This is a genomic window from Algibacter pacificus (genome assembly GCF_008033385.1).
GTDB lineage: Bacteria > Bacteroidota > Bacteroidia > Flavobacteriales > Flavobacteriaceae > Algibacter > Algibacter pacificus.
Genome location: NZ_VOGY01000002.1, coordinates 473033 through 485775, shown reverse-complemented (window position 1 = coordinate 485775; position 12743 = coordinate 473033). Strand labels below are relative to the sequence as shown.

12 protein-coding genes are annotated in these 12743 nt (G+C 29.7%); 9 read left to right on the top strand and 3 right to left on the bottom strand.

Annotated elements, in window-relative coordinates; genetic code table 11:
* Positions 1-90: 90 nt before the first annotated feature.
* Together FQU21_RS05225 and FQU21_RS05220 are read right to left on the bottom strand one after the other, a co-directional pair.
* A complete protein-coding gene (locus FQU21_RS05225) occupies positions 91-2445 on the bottom strand; it encodes a TonB-dependent receptor (protein WP_262712747.1) in 2355 nt (784 codons plus the stop codon).
* A 257-nt stretch (positions 2446-2702) separates the two neighbouring features.
* Complete coding sequence (locus tag FQU21_RS05220) at positions 2703-3011, bottom strand: hypothetical protein (protein ID WP_147676930.1); 309 nt, start codon at positions 3009-3011, stop codon at positions 2703-2705.
* A gap of 285 nt (positions 3012-3296) precedes the next feature.
* Here FQU21_RS05220 and FQU21_RS05215 point away from each other — a divergent pair, with 285 nt between their 5' ends.
* The 9 genes from FQU21_RS05215 (at position 3297) to FQU21_RS05175 (ending at position 11825) form a co-directional block, all read left to right on the top strand.
* A complete protein-coding gene (locus tag FQU21_RS05215) occupies positions 3297-4496 on the top strand; it encodes a serine hydrolase domain-containing protein (protein ID WP_147676929.1) in 1200 nt (399 codons plus the stop codon).
* A 391-nt stretch (positions 4497-4887) separates the two neighbouring features.
* A complete protein-coding gene (locus FQU21_RS05210; protein WP_147676928.1) occupies positions 4888-5475 on the top strand; it encodes a Crp/Fnr family transcriptional regulator in 588 nt (195 codons plus the stop codon).
* A gap of 70 nt (positions 5476-5545) precedes the next feature.
* The gene (locus FQU21_RS05205) at positions 5546-6322 is read left to right on the top strand and encodes a hypothetical protein (RefSeq protein ID WP_147676927.1); all 777 of its coding nucleotides are present in this window, start codon (positions 5546-5548) and stop codon (positions 6320-6322) included.
* Between the two features lies 1 nt (position 6323).
* The gene (locus FQU21_RS05200) at positions 6324-7358 is read left to right on the top strand and encodes a S41 family peptidase (protein WP_147676926.1); all 1035 of its coding nucleotides are present in this window, start codon (positions 6324-6326) and stop codon (positions 7356-7358) included.
* Positions 7359-7822: 464 nt separating this feature from the next.
* Entirely contained in the window at positions 7823-8401 is a 579-nt protein-coding gene (locus FQU21_RS05195) for a Crp/Fnr family transcriptional regulator (protein WP_147676925.1), read from the top strand.
* A gap of 79 nt (positions 8402-8480) precedes the next feature.
* Positions 8481-9098, top strand: coding sequence for a hypothetical protein (locus FQU21_RS05190; RefSeq protein WP_147676924.1), 618 nt, complete (start codon positions 8481-8483; stop codon positions 9096-9098).
* A gap of 4 nt (positions 9099-9102) precedes the next feature.
* Positions 9103-9519 (top strand): DUF6326 family protein, encoded by a 417-nt coding sequence (locus FQU21_RS05185; RefSeq protein WP_147676923.1) that lies wholly within the window; start codon positions 9103-9105, stop codon positions 9517-9519.
* A 281-nt stretch (positions 9520-9800) separates the two neighbouring features.
* The gene (locus FQU21_RS05180) at positions 9801-10727 is read left to right on the top strand and encodes a helix-turn-helix domain-containing protein (RefSeq protein ID WP_147676922.1); all 927 of its coding nucleotides are present in this window, start codon (positions 9801-9803) and stop codon (positions 10725-10727) included.
* Positions 10728-10862: 135 nt separating this feature from the next.
* On the top strand, positions 10863-11825 hold the full coding sequence (locus FQU21_RS05175) for an NAD(P)-dependent alcohol dehydrogenase (RefSeq protein ID WP_222707993.1): 963 nt from the start codon (positions 10863-10865) through the stop codon (positions 11823-11825).
* Positions 11826-11925: 100 nt separating this feature from the next.
* Here the strand turns inward: FQU21_RS05175 and FQU21_RS05170 are convergent, their stop codons facing one another.
* Complete coding sequence (locus FQU21_RS05170) at positions 11926-12708, bottom strand: patatin-like phospholipase family protein (protein ID WP_147676921.1); 783 nt, start codon at positions 12706-12708, stop codon at positions 11926-11928.
* Between the last annotated feature and the right edge of the window lie 35 nt (positions 12709-12743).

Sequence of the window (12743 nt, the reverse complement as noted above, 5' to 3'; positions counted from 1 at the left end):
AATAAAAAGGTGGCTACTAGTGCTACAATTGCTAAAGATTTAATTTTTGTTTTCATAACTGTTGTTTTCATTGTTTAATTATTAATTTGATTATTTGTTAAATGGTACTGTTAGCGCTATAGATATGTTTCTACCAGCTTCTGGAACATCTATTAACCTATAAAAACTGGTGTGGTTGTAGTATTTTGTATTAAATACATTGTTTAGTTTTAACCTAATGTTAAGCGCATCTGTATTTTTAAAAGCTTTTATTTGGGTTAATAGCGAAAGGTTTAAAACTTGATAACCGGCTGTAACTTCTTCTGGAGGTACAATTTCCTTTTGCGCAGCGGTAATTCTATACTCGGCAATAAGCTGTGTTTTTTTTAAACCTAGCATATCTTTAAGTTGATAATTTGCTGAAAACAATCCAGATAATGGAGGTGCAAAAGGGAGAGTAAAATCTTTTTTTGGTCCGCTAGTTTGTTTAGAAAATACATACTCTGCAGACGCGTTTAATTCTAGATTATTAAAAACACTTGTACTAGCACTAAGTTCGCTACCTATTCTAAAAACCTTAGCTTGAGTATATTCATAAATTTGTAAAGTTTCATAGTAATTTGGAGTTGGATTGAGATAAATATAATTTTGGAAAAAATTTACAAAAGGACTAATACCAAAATAAAATTTTTTTGCTGTATGCTCGATATCTAGATCTAATTGATACGATTCTTCGGAGTCTAAATCTAAGTTTCCTTGTTCATATCGATACATATGATAATTAACACCATCGGATGCTAATTCATTAGGTAAAGGCATTCTAAAACTTTTTCCTATATTAATTTTATAAGTTGTGTTATTATTTATAAAACTAAGTCCTGTGGAGGCACTAATGTTTCCGAAATTTAAAGTTTTATCTTGGGATCTTTGTAAATAAATGTTAGAGGTGGTACCATCGTTATTATTAACCTTAGAAGAATACCAATCGAAATAACCTTGAGTATCTAGCACCCCAAAGTCGTATCGTAACCCAGTTAATATATGTAAATTTGGGCGCACTTCAAACTGATCGTAAGCAAAAACGCCAACGGTGAATCTGTTATATTTAGGAATTAAAAATCCCCAACCACCAATATTATTATCTTGAAATTCTGTATTTAACCCCATTACAATATCGTGTTTCGTATTGGGTTTAAAATCATCTTTTATAGTTAAAGCATAGGTGTTTTTATTAAACACTCTTTCTCTACTGTTTTCTGGTTTTGGCATATAGCCATGTGGCACAGGCTCACTATGTTCTTCTCTATAATTATTTTGAAACCCAAAATTAACATGATACGTATGGTTTCCTTTAGAGAAAGAGGAGTTATTAGTAATTTTAAAATGATTTACTTTATGAAAAGGTAAATCTATATCCCTATTAGACCCATCATAATCAATACTAGAGCTTCTAACTTCTAATCCATGGGCATTAGCAAAAAAACCATTTTTCGCATTAACGTTACTAAAAAATGTTTCTGATGTGATATTATCTGAAGTATAACCCACGCTAAAACTCATATTAGCCTCCTGCCCTGCTGTATTTCTTAAATTATGATTATCTAATTTAAAAACATAATTTTCGTAATTAATAACATCTGTAGGCACCTTATAATCTGCATAATCTCTGTAGGTTAATCGACCACGGTAAAACCAGTTTTCTTTTCGTGATTCTAATCCAGTAGATATACCTAATAAGTCATTATTACTTTCGGCAGTTATATTAACCTCTGCTTTAAAAGAATTTGGTGTAGGTATAGCATTGGGTTGAATATTAATAACGCCCGCAATAGCATCGGAACCATAAACCAAGGAAGCTGGTCCTTTTACTATTTGAATACGTTCTATACCATATTGATCTATTTCTAATCCATGGTCGTTACCCCATTGTTGGGCTTCATGCTTGATACCATTTTGTACCACCACAACCCTGTTAAACCCTAAACCTCTAATAACTGGTTTAGATTGTCCCGAGCCTATATTTATGGTGTTAACCCCAGGAATTTTACTTAACGTTTGCATCAAGCTGTTTTCCCTATTATTATTTAAAAAGGTTTTCGATATGTTTTGTGCAACTACTGGACTTTCCATTAGTTTTCTTCTGTTTGTTTTTCCGATAACCTCAATACTAGAAAGTACATTTGGGGCCTCGGTTAAAAATATTTTAAGCGGTACGGTTGTTTTTTCAATGGTAACACTCACGGTTTGTTCGGCATAACTCATATGTGATACTGTAAATATATAAGTGCCTTTACTCAAATTATTTACTGTAAACTCACCTGTGTTCGAGGAAATGGCAAAATGCTTTTTACCTATAATATTAGCGCCTTCAACCGGTTGTAAGGTTTTTGCACTTACCACTAACCCCTTAATTTGAAAAGAATTCTGGGCAAATAGATTTGTATATATGCTAAAACATAGCCACATACTAAGTATCTTGAAATACATAATAAATAGAAATAGATTAAAAAATGATGCCCATAACTGGACTAGTTGACCTTAAAAAAGGCTAATGAAGCAAATGCAAAAACATGAATTGCATAAAGTTTTAGTATGTTTTTATATCACTAATGGATAAAAAAAGTAGACTATTAAACCAAAGCCATTTTGCTAATATCTAGTAGAAAAATTTGCATACCTTTGATGTATACTAATAAACTTTACTCCAAAAAAACATAGAAAAATTATAAAACAGAAGGTGGTGGTCTAGAAAAGAGTTGGTTTGGATCAATTATATTTGAACCCAAAAAATTGTAGGTGTTATCTGTATCTCTTTTTACGGTAAATGCAATATATTCAATTGGTGAATAATCAAAATCTGGACTAAGAATTGGTGTTAAGTTAGTTACATTTATTTGAATACATATAGAACAATCCGCACCATGATCATCATGATCATTATGAGATAAAACATGAAAACTTGCCATTTCCATTGTAAAGAAAAGGGCAATAAAAAAATACGAGATACTGCTTTTAAACCAACTGATTTTCATGTTTTGCAATATTATTAAATATAATTTAGAAAACATCTGTTTGTTTTACTAATTAATTCTTAAAAAATATAGCATGACAAGGTTTAGCAAAATCTAATAAAAACAAATACAAGGCGTCACTTTACTTAATTGTAAATTTATTAAGCTTAATGTGAAATATTCCTTTTTTACTCCTTATAAATTACAGATATGATAAATTGTTATCTCGTAAAAAGTATATTTGTATATTATGCTTTTAGGTTTCATATTTCAGGAATAATCAGATGAATTCAACATTATATAGAAATGAAAAAAATAATTATATCGTTACTCTTGTTTATATTTATCGGCAGAATTTATGGCCAGACAAATAAATCTATTTCAATAAAATTATCTAAGGGGCTTGAAAAAATATACGAAAGAAAATATATTAATGGTTTTTCTGTAGCTATTGTAAACCAAGATGGTATTCTGTACAAAAAAGGTTTTGGATACTCTAATATTAAAACAAGCAAGAAATACACTAACAATACCATTCAAAACATTGCTTCCATTTCTAAAACTTTTATAGGTATTGCATTGCTTAAAGCTCAAGAACTTGGAAAACTTAACTTAGACGAGGATATAAACAAATACCTGCCGTTTGATGTAAGAAATCCTTATTTCCCTTTTAATCATATTACCATAAGGCAATTAGCAACGCACACCTCTAGTATTAAAGACCCGTCTAAATATGAGAAGAACGGTTACATTTTAAAAGAAAAAGAGAATAAAGAAGCTCAAGTAAACAGCAATTTTCGTTCACCTGATGAAAAAATAGCTCTGGATAAATTTTTAAAAAATATTTTAAGTAAAGACGGAAAATGGTATAGGAAAAATAATTTTATAAAAACAAAACCCGGAGAACTATTTAAATATTCAAATGTTGCGGCAGGATTAGCCGCTTTAATAATAGAAAAAGCAACAAATCAATCATTTAATAAGTTTACCAATGAACATATTTTGAAACCTTTAAAAATGTTTGATTCGGGGTGGTCTTTTAAGCAGGTTGATATTTCAAAACACTCTAAGTTATATATAGACAACGAAACAGAATTAGCATTTTATCAATTGGCCAATTATCCAGATGGCGGTTTAATAACCTCGGCATCTGACTTAGGAAAATATTTATGTGAATTAATTGCAGGCTATAGCGGAAATGGTAACATCTTAAAAAATGAAAGCTATAAGGAATTATTTAAACCACAATTGACCAATGTAAATTATACTGAAAGAAATGAAAGTGTTTATAACGATGAATATAATATAGGTATTTTTATGGGGATTTCTGCTCATGAACAAATAGGTCATACCGGAGGTGATCCAGGAGTTGCAACCCATATGTTCTTCAACACTAAAACCAAAATTGGTAAACTTTTAATTGTAAATACGGACTTAAAAAAGGAAGGAATAAAAGAATTTATAGACATTTGGAAAAAATTAGAGGAATATGAAACTAAACTATAAGTCTTCGGGTAATAATTCTAACCGCTACACAAACCAATAGTTTTATAAAACAAACTAGATTTAAGTTCTTTTAAGGGCATTTATTTTCCAAAATATCTGTTTTTAAAACCAAAATTTAAAGGTCAATATAATGGCCATTCCATTTTATAAATAAGGTTAAAGCAAAATAAACCGTTGTTTACTTATGCTACCGCTATTTAAATAACAAATGTTGTCTTAACCAAACCATAAAGTTGCTCACGAAAAAAGAGTTCGAAAAAAAACAATTAATTAATAGAACCAAAAAAGATTACATTTATCTTTAAACTTTAAAATACCAGATGATATATAATCATCAGCTTAAATTTAATTTTACCCGATAGCCATATTTCTGGACCAGACATCAAAAAAAATGGAAGAAACACTTTACCTCTTATTTTCTCAAATTTATCCTTTAAGTAAAGACGAATTTGATCTTATTATCAAAAACACCAAAACAGAACGGTACAAAAAAGGAGACGAAATTTTAAGTTATGGACAAATAGAAAGAAGAACAAGTATGGTGCTAAGTGGCATAGTTCTACAAACTATTATGATTGATGGCGAGGTTTTTACAAATGATATTTCTTTATCAGGTATGTACTATAATAACTTAATAAGTTATCTAGATGAAAGTCCGAGCATAGAAACCCAAACCGCATTAACCGACGTAGAAATACTTTACCTTGAAAAAGAGGCTGCAGAAAAACTGAGATATAAAAATCATGCCTTTAATTATATCTATTCAAAATCGTGGGAAAAAACCCATTCTGAAAGAGAAAAACGTTCCTATATGCTTCAAAATAAGAATGCATACAAACGATTTGAAATTTTTATGAAAACCAATGAAAATGCAAAACGCTATTTAGAAGAAATTCCACAGCGCATAATTGCAGAGTACCTAAGCTTAACGCCTGAAACTTTTAGCCGCGTTAAAAAAGAATTTTTTCAGAAAAATTAATTTCTTGATTTCAAATAAGACTTTAAAATAAAAAGTGAAATAAATTTGGACTGATAAAACACAGTACCAAATGAAACTAAAAACAACAACCATTATCGCTGCCTTTTTGCTTGCATTAACAGCTAAAGCACAGCGCGTAACTTCAACTTCTAAAAAATATATTGGTCTCGATATTGGCTATCGTTTTGATAACCTTAACGATCAAAATTTATCGCCCCTAAACCAAAAAGGAGAAGGCTTATCTTATTCCCTTTTTTATGAAAAACGAAAAAAAAATATTCTAAAATTAAACATAAATTATAGCGATGGCCTTTTAGAATCGGGAGTAAATGACACTTTTGAAACTAGTTATTATACCGGTTCTTTCAATGCGTCTTATTTAAAAAGCTTATCGCATTCTGCTAAAACTACCAAATTCTATATTGGTTTAACTTATAATTTAGACGTTTATTATATGGATTGGTTTGATCAAGATGCTTTTAGCTATAGCACAACAAATGGCTTATCATTTACAGGAGCATTTACCAAACAGTTAAACACCAAACAGTTTATAGAAGGTTCGGTTACTATTCCTTTTTTACAATATTTAAGTAGACCTCCTTATAATGGAATAAATGAGTTTATTATAGAAAACCAAGATACCCCTGTAAACATTATTTTTGATGGAGAACTAACCTCTTTCAAAAAATATAAAGCCATTGCATGGAACATAAACTACAACCTAGAAATATCCAATCACATCAACTGGAGGTTAAATTATACTTTAAACATTAAAAAAGTAATTGAAATCAATAAAGTAAAAAGTGTTTCCAACCTTATCTCAACTAGTATATCTTACAAATTTTAATATGAAAAAAATAATAACAATACTCATCTTAGTTATAGCAACATCTTGTTCCAAGGTTATAATTGAAGAAAACGAACCCAATACAAAAAAAAATAATTTTGAGATTTTATGGAATGATTTTGACCAACATTACAGTTTATTTGTTATCCGAGATATTAATTGGAATGATCTATATGATCGCTATCAACCACAGGTTAATGAAAATCAGTCTGATGATGAATTATGGACTCTTTTTTCCAATCTCCTAGAGCATCTAGATGATAGCCACACTGTGATGTATGACGGAAACGGAAATAGTTATCGATCTGGATATAAACTAAATAAGCAGTCAATTAATGAAATAAGTAAAACACTTATAGAAGAAAAATATATTGAAGAAATAACAACAATCTCTTCTGAAGACGACCTGCTTTATTCTAAAATTAAAAACAAAAATATTGGATATATCTATTTAGGCACCATGGATGGAAGCAATCCTGCTGTTATGGATAATGTAGTTGCTAAATTAGAAGCTTATGATGCTATTATTCTTGACATACGTCAAAACACCGGTGGAGAAGACCGGTATTCCGCAAGAATAGCACAATCTTTTTCAGATGGAAGACATTTAGTGTATACCGTTCAAACCAGAAATGGGCCAAACCATAATGATTTTGATTCCAAAACTGAATATTTTACTAAATTTAATAACAGTAATACATACAACAAACCTGTAGTTGTATTAACCGATAGAAAAACTATTAGTGCAGGAGAAGTGTTTTTACTTCATATGAAAGCTTTTAATAATGTTATACAAATTGGTGATACAACAGCAGGAGATTTTTCTACGCTAAGCAATATGCGTTTTTTACCAAACGGTTGGCATTACCAATATTCAATTCAAAAGTTTTTATTACCAAATGGAGAAAGTTTAGATGGTATTGGTCATATACCCGATGTATATGTAAAAAATACAGAAGCAGATATTAAAGCTGGAAATGATACAGTTCTTGATACAGCTATTCAACACCTTTTTAATGAATTTGGTATAGAATAAAAAAAATCCCCGATGCCAATACCTGTAATAAATAAGCAAATCTATAACTTTATAAAACAAGCATATTTAAGCCCTTAAAAAGGGCTTTTTTTTTTATGAATTAACAACTAATATTTTGTTTTTTTAATGCGGTTTGTAGCATAAAATATAGCTTACTTACACCGCTATAATACGTGCGTTTTGCTATAGCTATAAGAAACTATAAAAATGATATTCTATCACGCAAAACAATAGGCATTTATGAGCCTGTTTAATCCAATAAGGTTTGAATTTTTTGTTCGAGGTAAGGGTATTAAATCCTAATTCTACAGCTTAACCACTTCCTTATTAGGTATTAGGTGTTTTTTCATGGCATCAATTTTTATTTTTATACCATTTTATAAAAGCTTTTTCTTAATTTGTACAGCAAGACCACAGTATAATTTTTTGCATGGTTCTTAAATGGAATACAAAAAAAATAAACAATGACTAATTTATTATTTGATTTTATCTCTAAATATATTAATTTAAACAAACACGAGAAGGATGTAATAAATTCGTTGGGTATTTTTTCTTCTAAAAAAAAGGGAGATATTTTACTAAAAGAAAATGAAAAATCTAATAAGGGCTATTTTGTTTTAAAAGGATGCATTCGTCAATACTATAATGTGGATGGAAATGAAAAAACAACCGCTTTTTATACAGAGTTAGAAGGACTAACACCAACCTGTGTGGTTACCAAAGAAGTATCAGAATATTACATAAGCTGTGTAGAAGATTCGATACTCCTAATGTCTACTCCAGAAATGGAAAAAGAAGTCTTTGAAAAATTTCCAAAATTCGAAAAATTATGTAGAATCTTAGCCGAAGAAAATTTATCCAAACAACAAATAGATTTTGATCGTTTTAAAATATCATCTCCCGAAGAACGATACCTAAATTTACTAAACAATAGGCCAGACCTTATCCAAAGAATACCGCAACACCAATTATCAAGTTTTATAGGTGTAAAACCACAATCTTTAAGTAGAATAAAAGCTAGAATTGTAGAAAAAAATAAGTAATAACCGTTTCTTCACTTTAGTGAACGTTTTTAAGGTAGAAACGTATCTAATTTTACGTCATCAATAAATGATTAAAATTATGAAAATCCTTAAAACAACCTTGTTCGTATTACTTTTTGCTACTACCAATTTATATGCACAATACACAAAAGAAGAAATTAAAAAACACCCGTGTATTATTGGGAGTACCGCTTTTGTATTGTTAAATTTTATACCGGACAATGAAAGTCCAAGTTTTGTTCAACTCAATTTGGGATATCGAATAAACACAAAAAATGTTATTGCTTTAGAATTAAAGCAATGGCGATATTATGAACCTATTGGAATACCTTGGGGGCCACTAAAAACAGACCCAAAAGAAAATTTTCCTGGTTATGTAAAAGAAAAAGGATTTGCCATTGTTTATCAACGTTTTCTATGGAATGGTTTGTACACAGCTGTTCATGTCATGAGTGCTTGGCAAGATTTTATAAACCAAAATAATAAAAAAATTGATCGTGGTTTTCAAATTTTTAACACATACAGAATTGGTTATCATATTAAATTTTTCAAAAAAAGGTTTTTTATAGAGCCCTCGTTAGCAATTACGCATCGCCCGTATCATACCAAAATGCCTATAGGATTTAAACAACAAGACGATAAATGGTCTAAATTGTTTTTTGCAGAACCAGGTTTACATGTTGGATTTAATTTTTAAGAATATGGAAAAGAATATCCTTTCTAAACTATGGACTTTACTCACTGTTAATTACATTTTTTGTGATTTGTTTTCGCTATACGATTCTGTTTTTCTAAATAAACTTTTATATGGGAATGCTGGAGGAATTGAATTTTCAGAATCTTTTCTTTTAGGAGTTTCCATGTTAATGGAAATTCCTATGTTGATGATTGTAATTACTTTGATTTTAAAAAACAAGGCTTTTAAAATTGTAAATATAAGTATTAGCGCTATAATGGTTATTGTTCAAACAGGAAGTTTAATTACCGGTGTAAACACTAAACATTATTTGTTTTTTAGTTTTATAGAGATTAGCATATTATTTTGGATTATCTATCTTGTTTCAAAATATAAATACGTTAAAACTACTATACCCAGTAACCGTTCTACAAACCTGTAATTTTAAAAATATATTAATTTTACCGCTAGTAACCATCTAATTATGAGGCTTACGTAATAAAATGCACAATAAAAGCAATTATGTGATACAACAAAATAAGATAACATATACATTAGAGTTGAAAACAGTTAATATACTATATAAATAAATAGTTTAATTTTAACCTGAAATTATATTATAGAGTTAAACATTTCAATTTGGTGCACTTTAAAGGTTAAGTACTAAATCAATCAGATCCTAATAGTTATTAACCGTTAACGGAAATAAAATAAATAGTACAAATGGAATCAAAAATAAAAATCCTTAAACCAAATGAACTTTTGGAATCTTTTATGTGCTTTGGTTCAAAACGAAATAATATCTTCAAAAAGGGTTATGAAAACTTCTATATTGCGAGTTTACAAGATTTAACTGAAATTTCTCGACCTCCTGTTCCGCCTGTAAAGGCAAAAACTCATACACTTATTTTTCTAAGAAGTGGTGTGTTAGTTATGAAAGTTGGATTTCACTCCACTAAAATTCATAAAAATAATTGTATTATCATTCCTGCAGGAAAGGTATTTAGCTATAGTTTAGAAAACTACAATGAAGGAAAAAAAGGAAAAGGGTTTATTTGTGGATTTAGTAATGATTTTTTAATTGGTCAAATCGGTAGTCAGGATTTATTCAAATCATTCGAGTTTTTAACTGTTTGGGGAAACCCTATAATTAAATTAAAAAACAAATCGGCAAAATATTTAGTTCAAGCCTTAGCTAGAATTAGGGAAGAATATACTACCAATGGCCTGCAAAATAAACTTATTATTCAATCCTATCTTATCGCTACACTCTGCGATTTAAATATTAATTATCAACCAATTTCAAACCATAAAAATAAAACAGCGGTCACAATTACCAATAGGTTTAAAGAACTACTTCACAAAAATATAAAAACCCAACATCTGGTTTCAGATTATGCTTCAATGCTTAATATTAGTCCAAATCATTTAAATAAAACAATTAAATTAATTACCCAGAAATCTCCTTCTGTTTGGATTAAAGAGTCATTAATTAATGAAGCCAAAGTTTTACTTTTTCAAACAGATTTTTCTATCCAAGAAATAGCCTTACAATTAGGGTTTAGCGATCAATCTTATTTTACACGCATATTTAAAACTCAAGAAGGCCTTACCCCTATCGCATATAGAGAAATGATTGATTTATCCTAACAACAGATTGTTTTTTCTAAGTATTAAGCATCATTCATCTCTATTTTTGTTTAACATTTCTTTCTAGAATAACACAGAGATGACACATTAAATAATGCCAAGTTGGAGCACTTAGAATAAGAAAAAATAAATTTTATGAAAAAAATGAAAGCTGTATTATGCAAAAAATATGGAAAGCCTAATGTATTACGGTGGGCGGAAGTTAATAAACCTATCCCCAAAGCAGATGAAGCCTTAGTAAAAATATACGCAACCGCTGTTACCGCTAGCGATTGTCTGCTTCGTGGATTAAATGTACCAGGTGCACATTATTTTCCTATAAAACAATTAATGAAATTTGGAATGCGTGTTTTTATTGGGTTTAAAAGACCACGCAACCCTATACTTGGTTTAGTGTTCTCCGGTGTAATAGAAGATAATAATACTAATTCTAACTTTAATATTGGAGACGAAGTTTTTGGGTTTACAGGAGTAAGTAGAGCAACTTATGCAGAATATAAGTGCATCTCTGCAAAAGAAATGGAATCAGGAGAGGTAGCTCTTAAACCTAAAAATGCGAGCCATCAAGAAGCTACTGCTATTGTATACGGAGGTGTATTAGCTTTATATTTCATGCGAAATGCCAATATAAAAATTGGGCAAAAGGTTTTAATCTATGGTGCTTCTGGAGCTAACGGAATTGCAGCTATCCAAATTGCTAAACATCATGGCGCAACTGTTACTGCTGTTTGTAGCCAGAAAAATTTTGAATTGGTAAAATCAATTGGTGCAGATCAAGTTATTGATTATACAAACAAAAAAGCCGTCAATAAATTAGAAAAATATAATTTCATTTTGGACGCTGTAGGAAAAAATAAAACATCACCTTTAAAAATAGCATGCAAGCATAGGCTTACTTTAAATGGGCGTTACGCATCGGTTGATGACGGTTTTTTAAAAATAAAACCAAGCTATTTGTTAAAACTAACAACGTATTTTGAAACCGGAAACTTTAAAGCTGTTATAGATAAAAGTTTTTCTTTAAAAAATATCAAAGCAGCGCACGAGTATGTAGAAAAAGGTCATAAAAGAGGTAATGTAATAATTAATGTGGTTTAAAAAAAACATCGGGTTTTACAAAAATGCAATGAATTTATTTGAACGAATAAGAATGGCATTAATCTTTTTACTTTAAAACGAACATTAATATATTAAAACCTTAGATACTAAAATCATCCAAATAATCTTTAGATGCTTTATAGATTTTCTCTGCCTCCTTATTATCTAAACCAGAATAGTGAGACAACGGAAAACTAATTGTTACTTTTGTAAAATTAAATTTAAAACTTTCTGCAGAATGCGCTCTTAAATATGACGCATGTGCTACAACTTTTAATGTGGTGTTTAATTGCTCTGGTGTTTTTACTGCAGGCTCGCTTACATAACTACCAATTATTGGTAACCCTGATTTTATAAAAGGTTGAATAGGAAAATTATCTAAAATACCGCCATCAGAATATAGAACTTTATTGATTGATATTGGACTAAAAATGCCAGGGATAGCACAAGATGCTAATACAGGTTTTAATAATTTTCCTTTGCAAAAATAACGTGGTTTTCCTGTTTGCATGTTAGAAGCGGTAACGTAAATTGGAAGGTTTAATGCGCCAAATTTATTTTTAATTTTATTTTCTATAATCGATTTAAATAAAAACGTATCGAAAAGTCCCGCTTTAACAATACTTAAATAGCTAAACTTAAATAGACTTGTATTTTTAAATATTTCTAAAATTTCTTGAGTCGATAAACCAGAGGCGTATAAAGCGGCAACCAGAGCCCCTCCACTACTACCAGAAATAGCATTAATTTTTAAACCTAAGGCTTCTATTTTTTCCAACAATGCTAAATGAGCCGCACATTTCATGCCTCCACCAGATAACACCAAGTTTATTGGGCTGTTTTTATCTAACCTATAAAGTTTATCTCTATTATTTTTAAGCACCTTTTTTATTTTAACACATAACAAGTAAATATACT